General features: G+C 37.3%; 10 protein-coding genes and 1 pseudogene. 7 read left to right on the top strand and 4 right to left on the bottom strand.

Features of this window, described 5'->3' with window-relative positions; all coding sequences use genetic code 11:
* Nucleotides 1–150 precede the first annotated feature (150 nt).
* The 4 genes from KPC_RS11100 (at nt 151) to groL (ending at nt 4,020) form a co-directional block, all read left to right on the top strand.
* Nucleotides 151–1,086 carry a diacylglycerol/lipid kinase family protein gene (locus KPC_RS11100; RefSeq protein ID WP_121974448.1) on the top strand — a complete coding sequence of 312 codons (936 nt, stop codon included), beginning with the start codon at nt 151–153 and terminating at the stop codon, nt 1,084–1,086.
* Nucleotides 1,067–1,825 (top strand): metallophosphoesterase family protein, encoded by a 759-nt coding sequence (locus KPC_RS11095; protein ID WP_121974447.1) that lies wholly within the window; start codon nt 1,067–1,069, stop codon nt 1,823–1,825. Before KPC_RS11100 ends, KPC_RS11095 begins: the two co-directional genes overlap by 20 nt.
* Before the next feature lie 199 nt (nt 1,826–2,024).
* Nucleotides 2,025–2,315, top strand: a complete 291-nt coding sequence (locus tag KPC_RS11085) for a co-chaperone GroES (protein WP_121974445.1) — start codon at nt 2,025–2,027, stop codon at nt 2,313–2,315.
* Between the two features lie 70 nt (nt 2,316–2,385).
* Nucleotides 2,386–4,020, top strand: coding sequence for a chaperonin GroEL (groL, locus tag KPC_RS11080; RefSeq protein WP_121974444.1), 1,635 nt, complete (start codon nt 2,386–2,388; stop codon nt 4,018–4,020).
* Between the two features lie 69 nt (nt 4,021–4,089).
* Here groL and KPC_RS11075 read toward each other — a convergent pair whose 3' ends face one another.
* Together KPC_RS11075 and KPC_RS11070 are read right to left on the bottom strand one after the other, a co-directional pair.
* Entirely contained in the window at nt 4,090–4,464 is a 375-nt protein-coding gene (locus tag KPC_RS11075; RefSeq protein WP_121974443.1) for a diacylglycerol kinase, read from the bottom strand.
* Nucleotides 4,465–4,638: 174 nt separating this feature from the next.
* Nucleotides 4,639–5,766 (bottom strand): glycerophosphodiester phosphodiesterase, encoded by a 1,128-nt coding sequence (locus KPC_RS11070; RefSeq protein WP_121974442.1) that lies wholly within the window; start codon nt 5,764–5,766, stop codon nt 4,639–4,641.
* A 270-nt stretch (nt 5,767–6,036) separates the two neighbouring features.
* Here KPC_RS11070 and KPC_RS11065 point away from each other — a divergent pair, with 270 nt between their 5' ends.
* The 3 genes from KPC_RS11065 (at nt 6,037) to KPC_RS11055 (ending at nt 11,371) form a co-directional block, all read left to right on the top strand.
* Entirely contained in the window at nt 6,037–9,138 is a 3,102-nt protein-coding gene (locus KPC_RS11065) for a multidrug efflux RND transporter permease subunit (protein WP_121974441.1), read from the top strand.
* 137 nt (nt 9,139–9,275) lie between these two features.
* Nucleotides 9,276–10,622: a magnesium transporter gene (mgtE, locus tag KPC_RS11060; RefSeq protein WP_121974440.1), complete on the top strand. Its 1,347-nt coding sequence runs from the start codon at nt 9,276–9,278 to the stop codon at nt 10,620–10,622.
* Nucleotides 10,623–10,783: 161 nt separating this feature from the next.
* Nucleotides 10,784–11,371, top strand: coding sequence for a DUF4112 domain-containing protein (locus tag KPC_RS11055; RefSeq protein WP_121974439.1), 588 nt, complete (start codon nt 10,784–10,786; stop codon nt 11,369–11,371).
* A 30-nt stretch (nt 11,372–11,401) separates the two neighbouring features.
* On the opposite strand, the gene KPC_RS11050 is transcribed toward KPC_RS11055, so the two are convergent.
* Nucleotides 11,402–12,547 (bottom strand): porin, encoded by a 1,146-nt coding sequence (locus KPC_RS11050; protein ID WP_228212238.1) that lies wholly within the window; start codon nt 12,545–12,547, stop codon nt 11,402–11,404.
* 71 nt (nt 12,548–12,618) lie between these two features.
* A pseudogene (locus KPC_RS11045) lies at nt 12,619–14,093 on the bottom strand (oligopeptide:H+ symporter).
* Nucleotides 14,094–14,214 lie beyond the last annotated feature (121 nt).

The raw sequence follows: 14,214 nt of genomic DNA, 5'->3' as shown, positions 1-14,214 counted from the left end.
ATATAACAATGTGTTGTATGGAAAAGCTGACGAGTTTTAAGTAGATCGATAAATTGAATTATCGTCATTATTTTTTTACATAAAAAATATATCATTTGCACATTTATTCGGCAAAATTAATGCTATTACTTTAATTAAATCAAAGTTTCGGTGATAGATGTGAAACCCTTATCAATTATCTATAATGAAAAATCAGGTTTCCATGCGAGTGATAAAGATGATGTTTATGAAAAAATTTTAACAATTTTCACAACTCATGATTTTGAGATTCAGGTATTTGAAATAAATTCTGAGCCAAGTTTCGATATGTTAATGGAAAAGATTTTTGATCGACACCGAAAGTCAGCCGATAGGGGGGTTATTGTTGCCGCAGGTGGTGATGGTACATTAAATGCAGTGGCTTCAAAGTTGCTGAACCAGGATATACCTATGGGGATTTTACCATTAGGGACGTTTAATTATGTTGCCCGAGTTCTTAATATTCCATTAGATATTGCTGAAGCGGCAAAAGTTATTGCTACTGGTGAAGCCAGAGCATCTCATGTGGCAAAGATTAATCAGCATATTTATTTAAATAATGCGAGCTTGGGCTTATATCCTTTATTTATAAAAAAAAGAGAAAAATTTAACCAACGTTTTGGTCGTTTATTAATTAATGCCTATACATCGGGTCTGGATGTTTTATTAAGAGAAAATAAGCAGCTTAAACTGGAGGTGGAGGTTGATGGTCAGAATTATCCTGTAAAAACACCATTAGTATTCTTTGGCAATAATCAGCTGCAACTGAAAGAAATGAACTTAAAAATTGCCAAAGATGCAGCCGATGGGCATGTTGCAGGAGTTGTGATTGCTAAAGGAGATAAAATCACACTATTCAGGATGTTGTTTCAGCTTATTCGGGGGAATATTGAAAAAGTACCAGATGTATATAGTTTTTCAGCTGATTTGGTAAGGGTTTATTCTAAAAAATCAAAATTAACTGTAGCTGTTGATGGAGAAATATTTGAAATTGATACACCATTAAATATTTCAGTGGAAAAGAATGCATTAAGAATAATGGTGCCATATGCTGCTACATCTGTCTGATGTGCATTTTGGAACAGAACGGCCAGTCTGTATCTCGGCTATAAAAAAGTTTTGTCTCGAAAATACGCCTGAAGTTGTCGTTGTAAGTGGTGATCTGACTCAACGTGCACGTTTAAAACAGTTCTTTGCCTGTAAGGAGTTTTTAGAGTCTTTACATGTTCCTTATTTTGTTGTCCCGGGGAATCATGATATTCCGCTATATCATTTGTGGGATCGTTATTTTAGTCCGTTTGCGCTTTATCAATTGTTTTTTGGAAGTCTGGAAAAAACTTTAGAAACGGAACATTTTTATTTAATCGGGGTGAATAGCATTCGACGTCGTTCACACACAAAAGGACATATTTCAGTTCAACAAATTTATGAAGTTGATCAAAAACTGCAGTCTGCTCCCAGTAATAAATTAAAAATAATTGTCAGTCATCAACCATTTTTTACTAAAATCGAAGACAGGCATGAAAATGATTGTCCTGCTTTAGCAAAAATGGCTGTAGAGCAATGGGCTGACCATGATGTGTATGCATTGCTACACGGGCATTTACATAATGTTGCCGTATATGATTTAAAAGAAGAATTTCATTTAAATGTAGAGCATCCGATTTATGATGTGCATGCAGGGACAGCAACTTCGAATCGTATATATCGAGAAACGCCAAATAGCTTTAATATCATTTTAAATAATGGAGAATTTCAACATTATTATTTTGATGAAAGCACGCGTGATTTTGTAAAAAACCAATAAAAGTTGCTTTAAATATCCTGTTTTGTTCTATGTGAATAAAAAAAATACAAAAAAGTTAAATTTTTTTTTATTTTCCCCTTGAAGCGAATTTTTCCATCCCCACAAAAGTGTCATCAAATTAATTTTGATGGTGACCCAAGGAATAAATAAGTCATCGTCTTCCCTAATACTTATAAGACTTAGTCTGATGGAGTTATTTATGAGCAACATTCGTCCATTGCATGATCGCGTAGTTATTCGTCGTGTAGAAGAAGAAACTAAAACTGCAGGTGGGATCCTGTTACCTGGTTCAGCAGCTGAAAAACCGGCTCAGGGTGAAATCATTGCTGTTGGTAATGGTCAAGTGACTGATAATGGTGTGCGTGCTTTAGATGTAAAAGTTGGTGATAAAGTATTGTTCGGTACATATGCAGGTACAACCGTAAAAGTAAATGGTGAAGAACTTCTTATTATGAAAGAGTCTGACATTTTAGCTGTTCTTGAAGGTTAATTCTTCAAGCTTAAATGTGATTCTCATTTAATTGATCAGATTAAAAATTTTAAAAGATTTGGAGTAATACATGTCAGCTAAAGACGTAAAATTTGGTGATTCAGCTCGCTCAAAAATGATTGCGGGTGTAAATGTTCTAGCAGATGCAGTAAAAGTAACTTTAGGCCCTAAAGGTCGTAACGTAGTTATTGACCGTTCTTTCGGTGCACCACATATCACTAAAGACGGTGTAACTGTTGCTAAAGAAATTTCGCTTTCTGACAAATTTGAGAACATGGGTGCTCAACTTGTTCGTGAAGTATCATCTAAAACTAACGATATTGCTGGTGATGGTACAACGACTGCAACTGTACTTGCTCAAGCAATCTTAAATGAAGGGATCAAATCAGTAACTGCTGGTATGAACCCAATGGATTTGAAACGCGGTATCGATATCGCTGTAAAGGCTGTAGTTGAAAACATTAAAACAACTGCGAAACCTGCGGATGATTTTAAAGCAATTGAACAAGTAGGTTCGATTTCTGCAAACTCTGATGAGACTGTAGGTAAGCTGATTGCTCAGGCAATGGAAAAAGTGGGTAAAGAAGGTGTTATCACTGTTGAAGAAGGTTCTGGCTTCGAAGATGCCCTTGATGTTGTAGAAGGTATGCAGTTTGACCGTGGTTATATCTCTCCATACTTCGCAAACAAGCAAGATACTTTAACAGCTGAGCTTGAAAACCCATACATCCTTCTTGTTGATAAAAAAATCAGTAACATCCGTGAATTGATTACTGTATTAGAAGCAGTTGCTAAAACTGGTAAGCCGCTTCTTATTATTGCTGAAGATGTAGAAGGCGAAGCTCTTGCTACACTTGTTGTAAATAACATGCGCGGTATTATCAAGGTTTGTGCTGTTAAAGCCCCTGGTTTTGGTGATCGTCGTAAGGCAATGCTTCAAGATATCGCAATCCTGACTGGTGCAACTGTTATTTCTGAAGAAGTGGGTATGTCTTTAGAACAAGCAGCTCTTCAAGACTTGGGTACAGCGCATAAGGTAACTGTTTCTAAAGAAAATACAGTGATTGTTGATGGCGCTGGTGATGCTGCTCAAATTGCTGAGCGTGTTCAGCAGATTCGTGCTCAAATTGAAGAATCTACTTCAGAATACGATAAAGAAAAACTTCAAGAACGTGTAGCAAAACTTGCAGGTGGTGTAGCGGTAATTAAAATCGGTGCAGCAACTGAAGTTGAAATGAAAGAGAAAAAAGATCGAGTAGATGATGCGCTTCATGCAACTCGTGCAGCAGTAGAAGAAGGTGTTGTAGCTGGTGGTGGTGTTGCACTTGTACGTGCAGTTAAGTCTATCGAAAACCTGACCGGTGCAAACGATGACCAGACTGCAGGTATTAATATCTTGCGTCGCGCAATCGAAGCTCCACTTCGTCAAATTGTTGCAAATGCGGGTGATGAGCCATCAGTTGTAATCAATGCTGTTAAACAAGGTGAAGGTAACTATGGTTATAACGCTGCAACTGGCGTATATGGCGATATGTTAGAAATGGGTATCCTTGATCCGGCTAAAGTAACTCGTTCTGCATTAGAACATGCTGCATCGGTAGCAGGTCTTATGTTGACTACAGAATGTATGATCACAGAGATTCCTGAAGAAAAACCAGCTATGCCTGATATGGGCGGTATGGGTGGAATGGGCGGCATGATGTAAGTTCGCATTCCAATAAAAAAATCCTCGCATTTAGCGAGGATTTTTTTTATTGTTAATAAAAGATGTTTTTTATAAAAATAAAATTATTGCCCAAGTACTTACAATAATTGTAAGTGAGACAAACTGAGCTGCACTGCCCATGTCTTTTGCATTTTTTGAAAGTTCATTACGTTCTAGAGAAACCCGGTCAACAACAGCTTCGATCGCAGAGTTGAAAAGCTCAACAATAATAGCAAGTAGGCAGACAACAATCATCAAGGCGTGTTCACCACGTGTGATATCTAGAAAAAAGCTAAGTGGGATAAGAACAAGATTAATGAAAATAATTTGACGAAACGCAGCTTCATTTTTAAACGCTGCCTGAAAACCTGCAAGAGAGTAACCTGTTGCATTCAAAACACGTTTAAAACCAGTCTTGCCTTTAAAAGGAGAATAATCGCTCATGGGAATGGGAGAGGTCTAAAAAATTTTTAGCAAAATAACATATGAACCTTAAAATACAATGATATTTAAAACCATGTTATTTGATTTATTTAAAGCTCAATGAAAATTTCAGCTTTTAGGAAAATAAGTATTTAGTATCAAAGGAGTTTTTCCCTTTGATACTACCTGAGGTGATTACTTTAAATAAAGATCGACAGCTTTACGGCCCAAGCCAGGATCGTCGGTAAAGATACCATCAACACCTGCTTTAAAGAACATTTCAAATTCTTTTAATGCACCGATTTCACAACGTTTTGCAGCATCTTTTTCAGCAGCACTACATTTAAAATCTTTCGGCACAAAATTATTTTCTGGGCGGAATGTGTAAGGATGAATTTTTAAACCTGCTGCATGAGCATCTTTAACAAAGCTTGTTGGAGTTTGAGTGTTGTCAGGGATGATGTAATCCTTGTATGGTCCAACACCTTGAGCATATTTGGCTACGGCTTTTAGGCCAGCAGGCGTTGCCATATCACCATAAGTCATTTTTACGGCATTTGGTTCTTCTAGATCAGCAGGAACAAGATCTTTAGAATCATAGAGTTGAATGGTTTTGGCCTTTTTTAGTGACTTATGTGAAGTGAGCTGATCGTTCATTTCTTTTAGATTGGTCACTTCAAAAGACTGCAAATAAATCGGGGCAATTTCACGGGTATATTGATATTTCGATAAGGTTTTAATCAAAGTATCTTCCATAGCCAAATTATTCTTTTTGAAATAAGTTGGATGTTTGGTTTCAATATATAAACCGATAATTTTCCCGGTTTCTTTATAGTTTTTTTCAGCAAGCTGAATAATCTGATCTAATGTTGGTATTTCAAATTGATCATTATACTGAACATTATTTGGACGTAAGTCAGGAATGCGTTCACGTGCTTTTATCTGATTAAGTTCGGATAGAGTAAAGTCTTCAGTAAACCAACCAGTCATTGAGGTCTTTTCAATTAATTTTGTGGTTTTACGATTGGCAAATTGGGCTAATGTACTAATATTTGTTGTACCGCTAATTTCATTTTCGTGTCTGGCAACAAGAACGCCATCTTTTGTTGAAACCAGATCGGGTTCGATAAAATCTGCACCATCATCTATAGCTTTTTGATACGCTTCTAAAGTATGCTCAGGACGTAGCGCACTTGCACCACGATGACCAATGACAATAATTTTTGCTTCTTTGTATTCAGGAGATGGTTGTGTCATTACTTTATCATCATCGCAGCCGACTAAACTGATCATACTCAGTAAAATTAAACTTTTTCTTAGCATGTTTTATAAATCTATGCTTGTAAATGGATAAAGTAGTGTGGAATAGAATAATGTCATTCGAATGAATTTTTGATTAAGATTGCATGAAATAAAAATATACTATTTTTGTTATTCACACTTTCTACATATTCAAAGGAAAAATCATATTTTGTGTAATTTTACTTGAATTAAATCAAGTGCTAAGTTGATTATAATCTGATTCGATTTTTCTATATTTTTCTCGTTCGGATATAGAAACCCTTTTTCAGTTTGCATATAGAAATTTAACTGATGCTATCCAAATTTTTTATCGACAGACCTATTTTTGCAGGAGTCATTGCCATTGTTATTATGGCTTTTGGTATTTTTGCATTAATTAATTTACCTGTTGAGCGTTACCCAGATATTGCACCGCCAAGAATTACCATTTCAGCCAATTATAGCGGTGCTGATGCACAGACTGTGGAGCAGAGTGTTACCCAGGTTTTAGAGCAGCAAATCCAGGGTATTGACCATCTCCTTTATTTTAGTTCAAGCAGTGATTCAACTGGGCGTAGCCGGATTAGCATCAGTTTTAAAAATGGCACAAATCCGGATACAGCACAGGTTCAGGTGCAAAACAGTATTAGCTCAGTAATCCGCAGATTACCAGATGAAGTTCAAAGACAGGGGGTGAATGTAAGTAAGTCACTGGGTGATACATTCATGGTGATTGGTTTATATGATCGTTCAGGGAAAACCAGTAGTTTTGCATTGGCAGATTATCTGGCGACACATATTCAGGATGAGTTAGGTCGTTTGGAGGGGGTTGGTGAGCTTGATACTTTTGGTTCTCAATATGCAATGCGAATATGGCTTGATCCATTTAAACTGAAACAATATAGCTTGATGCCGAGTGATATTGGTCAGGCAATTGAAGCACAAAATACGCAGGTTGCTGCTGGAGGAGTCGGTGATTTACCTGTAAATAAAGATCAATACCTGAATGCAAAAGTAACTGCTGGTTCAAAACTCAAAACTGTAGCCGATTTTGAAAATGTGATTGTAAAGGGAAATAAGGCTGGGAGTTTTGTTTATTTAAAAGATGTTGCACGTATAGAGTTAGGTGCAGAAAACTACCAGTTTTTAACCACAATTAATGGTTATCAGGCAGCAGGCTTATCTATTTCTTTATCCTCTGGTGCAAATGCAATCCAGACATCCAAACTGATTAAACAAGCTCTGGCACAAATTTCTGAACAACTTCCGGAAGGTTATACAATAGTCTATCCGCGTGACAATACGCCATTTGTTCAAGAGTCAATTAAAGAAGTCGTCAAGACACTTTTTGAGGCGATTGTATTGGTGATTATCGTCATGTTTATTTTCCTGCAAAGTTGGCGTGCAACGCTTATTCCTGCCATTACGGTGCCTGTCGTCATTTTGGGAACTTTTGCAGTTCTTTATATGATAGGAATGAGTATTAATACACTGACTCTCTTTGCATTGGTATTAGCGATTGGTCTTCTGGTGGATGATGCCATAGTTGTTGTGGAAAATGTTGAACGTCTGATGCATGAGCAGCATATGACAGCGAGAGAAGCCTCGATAGAATCCATGCAGGAAATTAGCGGTGCTTTGGTTGGTATTACACTGGTTCTGACGGCAGTATTTATCCCAATGGCATTTTTTGGTGGATCGACAGGTGTGATCTATCGGCAGTTCTCGGTGAGTCTTGTCGCAGCGATGAGTCTGTCGTTATTGATTGCCCTGATTTTAACTCCAGCCTTGTGTGCCTTGATTTTAAAGCCAACTGAAAAATCCGAATCAGCAAAATGGGCAGTCTGGTTTAATCAGAAAATTGATGGTTTAAAGCATTCATATTTAAATTTGTCTAAAAAAACTTTGGCCAATAAAACTGTCATATGGGTTTTATTTTTTGGATTGATTTCGGTTTTTGCACTTTTATATAAAACCTTGCCAAGTAGTTTTATTCCCAAGGAAGATCAGGGGGTACTGAGTGTACAGTTTTCTATTGTAGATGGTGCACCGATGTGGAAAACACAGGAAACAGGTGAGCAGATCCGGCAATATTTTCTGGATAAAGAAAAAGATAATGTTGATATTGTCTTGATTCGTTATGGTCGGAATTTTTCAGGTAGCGGTCAGAATTTGGGGCAGGGCTATATTGCTTTAAAGTCTTGGGATGAACGTCTAGGTCAGGATAACTCTGCTGAAGCCATTCAGAAACGAGTCATGAAACATTTTAGAAATAATCCAAATGCGAAAATTAATATTACTCTACCTTCATCCGTGACTGGCTTGGGAACAACAGATGGTCTGGACTTCTGGATACGTGATCTTAATGGGCAAGGTCAAAAAGCGCTTGAGCAAGTCTATAAGGAGATGCAGGACACATCTTCGCAATTTTCAAAATTTAGCAATCTGGATAAACAATCTACAGATAGCAAGGCTAATCTGAATGTAAAAATTGATCCAAGACAGGTGATTGCGAATGGTCTAAATATTGATGATGTGAACAGTACCTTATCGTCAGCATGGGGAAGTACCTATATTAATGACTTTATTGATCGTGGCCGTGTAAAAAGAGTGATAATGCAAGGCGATACTGCATTTAGGGCAAGTCCTGAAAACTTGCAGTTATGGTCAGTCAGAAATGATCAGAATCAAATGGTACCTTTTAGTTCTTTTTCACAAATTGACTGGACTGGAGCCCCTGATATTTTAAAACGTTATCAGGGCTATAGTGCTTTACAATTACAAGCCAATGTTGCAGGTGGAGCGAGTTCAGGTGCCGCAATGCAGGATTTGAATCAGTTAGTAGAGCAGTTTAAAGGGGTTGATCTGGAATGGACTGGCTTATCTTATGAAGAAAAGCAATCTAGCAGTCAGGCGATTATTTTATATTTGGTCTCAATTGGTTTTGTATTTTTATGTCTTGCAGCGTTGTATGAAAGCTGGTCTATTCCAAGTGTTGTAATTGCGGCTATTCCGTTGGGTATCGGGGGAAATATTGTTTTGGCAAAATTATTTGGCTTGCCCAATGATATTTATTTCCAGATTGCATTACTGACCACAATAGGTTTGTCATGTAAAAATGCCATTCTTATTGTCGAGTTTGCAGCACTGGCCCAGCAGAAAGGTAAAACTGCAGTTGCCGCTGCACTAGAGGGTGCAGGGCTACGTTTAAGACCAATTCTGATGACATCAATCGCTTTTGGTGCCGGTGTTATTCCGCTGGTTTTAGCTTTTGGCGCAGGGGCTGTCAGCCGCCGTGAAATTGGTGTTAGTGTATTGGGAGGAGTTATTTTCGGGACTATATTGGTGCTGATTTTTATCCCATTTATGTATGTGTTTATCCGTACATTATTCAAGAAGAAAACAGTAAGCTAGAAAAATAAAAAGGGGGAGGAGTGTTTCACTCTTCTCTTTAGTAGGAATAGAACTAAAAAAATACAGAAATAGATCAGGTTATCAGTCATGATGCTTTCGGGCTTATTCATGATTAATCACTTCGGAAAAGAATAAAGATGGCTCAGAATAATTTTCTGCTTTTATTGGATGATGCACTCAAGCATCAACGTATTGATCAAGCGTTAAAAGCAATTGAAAGTTTTAAAGCTGTAGATATAGCAGATATATTGAATCAACTTCCTTTGGATTCGGGCCGAGAGCTATTACTTCATCTGCCTGAGCGGGCTTATGTGTTTTCATATTTGGAACCCGAAAAACAGGTACAGTTGGCAAAAACTATTTCATGGTCAGAATTAGCGAAAATTATTGGTGAGATGTCCTCAGATAAGCGGGCAGATATTTTTAAACAACTGGATACTGAACAACAAAATGCACTTTTGCCTGCTTTAGCACAGGCGGAACGTGAAGATATCCGCCAGCTTTCCCAACATGCTGAGGGTACTGCTGGTGCAATCATGAGTTCTGAATATGCAACATTAACGGCTGAACTAAACACGACTCAAGCCATACAAATGCTGCGTTTGGAAGCACCAGATACGGAAACGATCTATATTGCTTATGTGCTGGATAGTGATCGTAAACTTTTAGGGGTTATTTCTCTAAAACAGTTGATTCTTGCTCCTGAAAATGCGCTGGTTCAGGATCTGATGATCAAAGATGTGATTTTTTGTCGTGTAGATACTGATCAGGATGAGGTTGCTAAAAAAATTGCACGTTATGATTTTTTAGCTCTACCTATCGTTGATGACTCTGGAAAAATGGTGGGTATCGTCACGTATGATGATGCAATGGATGTTGCAAGTGAGGAAGCAACGGAGGATTTTTTAAAATCCAGTGCAGTTGATGCATCCTCAAAACTGAGTATAAAAACAGCTCCGATTTTACAGTTATATAAAAAGAGAGTGTTCTGGTTAGTTATTTTAGTTTTTGGAAGTTTGCTATCAAGTATCGGTATTGCACATTTTGAAGATATCATTTCCCGAAATATTGTTCTGGTATTCTTTTTGCCATTGTTGGTTGGAAGCGGTGGTAATGCAGGAGCACAGTCTGCAACGCTTATGGTTCGAGCCTTGGCTACTGGAGATGTTGAAGCAAAAGACTGGCTATATCTTCTATTTCGAGAGTTATTGGTCGCTTTATGCTTAGGTGGAACAATGGCTTTGGCTGTCTCTATTTTAGGGCTATATCGGGGGGACGAAATGGTTGCTCTGGTCTTGGCATTGAGTATGACAGGGATTGTTCTGTTAGGATGCATCATTGGCATGAGTCTACCTTTCATACTCAATTTGTTAAAACTAGATCCAGCAAGTGCATCTGCTCCTTTGGTGACTTCGATTTGTGATGCAACAGGTGTGTTGGTCTATTTGTATATTGCCTCACAGTTACTCTCTTTTTCTGTATAAAATGAGATCCGGGTCTGAAAATTAGAGGTTGTTGAAATTTCAAAATAGTTGCAACGATGTATGTTTGCAGTCGATATTGGGTGCCGTTTGAGAAATTTAGTGGTCTAGATGATCAGGCTAATCTTGTTGATGAATTTGTCGAATATTCTTTAGAGATTTAAATGAGCCAAGAAAAAAAATTAAGTCAAAATGAAGTTATACGTTTGGAACGGGATTTGGCAAAGTTTGCCAATATGATGGACTCGGTAGTACGTATTCCTTTTACCAAACAAGGGGTAGGTGCAGATGCTGCATTGAGCACAATTCCTTTTGCAGGTGATATCGCTGGCTTTGTATTAACATGTTATGCCGTATATAAAGCCAAGCAGATTGGTGTACCTCAAGCCAAACTCAATGGCGTACTCAAGTTAGCTGTACTCGATGGAATAGTAGGCTGCATTCCTGTCCTTGGAACTGTATTTGATATTTTTATTCGTCCTAGCCGTAAGGCTCTGGATGTGGTGCATGAGCATATTCGTTCAGAGTACCAAATAGAGAGTGAAAATCATATTATTCACCCTTTTTTACATGAAAAACTGGAACAGAAACAGGCAGAGTCTGCATTCTGGCGTAATCCTGTTGTGGCTTGGCTATGGATACATGTCCCTGATATTTTAGGCATAGTCGTATTGATGCTGATTCTGGTTGCACTCTGGTTTGGAGCCAGTGCAATTTGGCATTGGATCCAACAACTGAATATGGCACGTTAAACGATATGCTTAACGTGCTGGGTTCAAGGCTTAAAAACTAATAAAAAAGGTGAGCCAGGTAGAGTCTTTTTCAGCATCATCAGTGGTCTGGGCAAAGGTATGCTCAGCTATTACTTTTACCCCATGACCTAGATTTGTTGAGAGACCTACATATTGGTGATTTGCATGGTAGTCATGGTCAGAAGCATTTAAATTTAAACGATCAGCAGCTATAAATGGTTGAATGGATTTTAAAAAAGGTTTATCTAATTTAAATGTATAACCTGCAAATCCTTCTAAACCATAGCCATCACCAACAAAATAATGATTGATATGTCTATTTTCTGTTGCGGGTACAAAGTCATTATAATAACTTGCTGTACCAACCAGATACCAGTTATGTGGAGTGAACGTGATCGCAGAGCCTAGAATATTTTGATGGTAATTTTTCTTATTTCCCAAAGAATCTCTCATTTTAGCGTTTGTTGAACTATAAGCTAAACTCAAAGTTGTTTTTTTATTTAAGTTGTAGTCCAGACCAATACCTTCTCCGTGTTTACGCCGATAATCATGCTCTGAATCAACATCAATGGCTCTTTCAGGAAAAAGGTAGTTCACATATAACTTATATTTGCCAAAAGTATTGGTATACATCAAACTGTTTTTTGCCCGGTTTGCACCATCATAATGACCATTGACACCGATGGCTGTTGCACCAGCATGCCCATCATTATCCCAGACATCACTTTTTAACCCGATCACAGCGTAGTACAGACCATATTGTTGACCATAAGTTAAAGTACCATATTGACTATTTTCTACACCGACATATGCCAGTCTTCGAACTGTCCTTTTAGCTCCTTCTTTATAATGCCCATCCATATCTAATATTTTAGGTACATTGATTCCGAGTTCATAATAGCCTAATAGTTTGGTCTGTTCGGAGAGTTCATAGTTTGTTGTGAAGCGTAAACGGCTTAGTCCATCATGTCCGTCACGATAATAACCAGGCTCATCTCCCATATTATGAATCCATTGTGGACGTAATTGACCACCAAACTGGAAACTCAAAGGAGATAAATATTGATTTTTAAATTGATCCTTTGAAATAACATCGATTTCTGCATGAGCAAGAGTGCTACTGAAATAGCCAAGAATCAGACTATTGATCGTCATTTTAATCATAGGGTTACTCAAGGTAATATTCCTTATTGCTTAGCTTTTGATATAAGCGTTAATTTTTTATTAAGCTTTGGTTTTATTGTGTTTTATATGTCATTTGTTGCTGTGTTTTGATATTCATCTGACTGCATTTTGTTGAGAGAAGATGCAAAGATGAACATTACAATTGCAATGACCAAGGTGCTACATCCGATTTGCAGAAATACATGACTATATATAGACAGACTTTCAGCAGGAGAGAGGACTTTATTAGGAACAGTAGTTAAGTTCGCAACATAACCTGCAATAACATTTGCACCAGCAGTCGTTAAAAGCCAGCTTCCCATTGCGAAACCGTGATAAGGCTTTGGAACGAGTTGAGCAATCATGGCAAGCCCCAGACCTGAGATCATGATTTCTCCAATACATTGAAAACAATATGAAATGACCAGCCACCATGCACTGACTAAAAAGTGGGAATTCGCAAATTTTGCACCAAGAGGAAGAACAAAATAAGCAAAAGAACAAAAAAGCATTCCAGTTGCAAACTTATATGTTATTGGAAATTTTTTACCATATTTTGTAAAAAAACAGCAAGGAACGGGCTTAAGATCATGATCCAAAAAGGATTTAATGCTGTGAACTGTTCGGCATGGATATTAATACCGAATAGTTGTTTTTGGACATTATGTACCGCAAAAAAAGTTAAAGAAGTAAACATTTGATTATACAAAACAAAAAATACAATAGCTTGTAGCATAAGGATTAATGCCAATAGCATTTTCTTTTTGTTGACGATGTTTTGTTTGGACATGATTTTAAAATAAGCGGTAACAACCAAAACACTGATAATCGCTAAAATAATACGGGCAATATCTTGATGATGGAGTAACCATGTGACTATAGCAATAATAGAAACTATGCCTATACCACTTAGAAAGGCATATTTTTTGTTCAGTGGCTGTGAATCGGGAGCCGAACCATAACCATCAAGTAGTTTTTGATAGACAAAATAATTGATTAAGGTAATAAGCAGTCCAATGAAACATACGAGAAAGGCTTTATTCCAACCATAATTTGAAGCGATATATGGCGTAATTAATAATGAGAAAAAAGAGCCGATATTAATAGACATATAAAAAAGGGTATATGCACCTTCTAATCGTGAATCATCTTTCTGATAAAGTGACCCTAAGGTTGCACTGGTATTTGATTTAAATAATCCACTCCCAATCGCTAATGTTGCCATGCCGATATAAAGCAGCTCCACGCGATTACTAAAAGAAATCACACCATAACCGATAGCCAGAACAAATGCGCCTAAAGCAATCATCCGTTTATTTCCTAAAATATGGTCTCCTAACCATCCTCCAACGCTAACCAGAGCATAAACCAGAGCTGTAAATGATGAAAACAATGTAATAGCATCTGTTTCAGACATTTTTAACATTTTGACCATATAAACTGCCAATATGCCTTGTAATCCAGCGTAACCAAATCTCTCCCAGAATTCGATACTGAATAATAGAAAGAAAGGTTTAGGCTGATTAAATAATTGGCTTTGAAATAATTTCAATATCATTCTCCTTTTTTAAGTTTTATAAGCTTCCAGCGCTGGAGATATAAACAAAATTACTAATTGCTAGCTATTGTGATTTGTATCAATAAATGTCAAATTGTTTAAATAATATTAATAATAATAG

The organism is Acinetobacter stercoris, from assembly GCF_900323515.1.
In the GTDB taxonomy this organism is placed as follows: domain Bacteria; phylum Pseudomonadota; class Gammaproteobacteria; order Pseudomonadales; family Moraxellaceae; genus Acinetobacter; species Acinetobacter stercoris.
The sequence above is the reverse complement of the archived record's forward strand: the minus strand, read 5'-3'. Positions and strand labels throughout refer to the sequence as shown.

Bases quoted from the DNA above. Each gene is read 5' to 3' on its own strand.
- KPC_RS11075 (WP_121974443.1), bottom strand. From the start codon at position 4,464: ATGAGCGATTATTCTCCTTTTAAAGGCAAGACTGGTTTTAAACGTGTT.
- KPC_RS11085 (WP_121974445.1), top strand. From the start codon at position 2,025: ATGAGCAACATTCGTCCATTGCATGATCGCGTAGTTATTCGTCGTGTA.
- KPC_RS11065 (WP_121974441.1), top strand. From the start codon at position 6,037: ATGCTATCCAAATTTTTTATCGACAGACCTATTTTTGCAGGAGTCATT.
- KPC_RS11095 (WP_121974447.1), top strand. From the start codon at position 1,067: ATGCTGCTACATCTGTCTGATGTGCATTTTGGAACAGAACGGCCAGTC.
- mgtE (WP_121974440.1), top strand. From the start codon at position 9,276: ATGGCTCAGAATAATTTTCTGCTTTTATTGGATGATGCACTCAAGCAT.
- groL (WP_121974444.1), top strand. From the start codon at position 2,386: ATGTCAGCTAAAGACGTAAAATTTGGTGATTCAGCTCGCTCAAAAATG.
- KPC_RS11070 (WP_121974442.1), bottom strand. From the start codon at position 5,766: ATGCTAAGAAAAAGTTTAATTTTACTGAGTATGATCAGTTTAGTCGGC.
- KPC_RS11055 (WP_121974439.1), top strand. From the start codon at position 10,784: ATGAGCCAAGAAAAAAAATTAAGTCAAAATGAAGTTATACGTTTGGAA.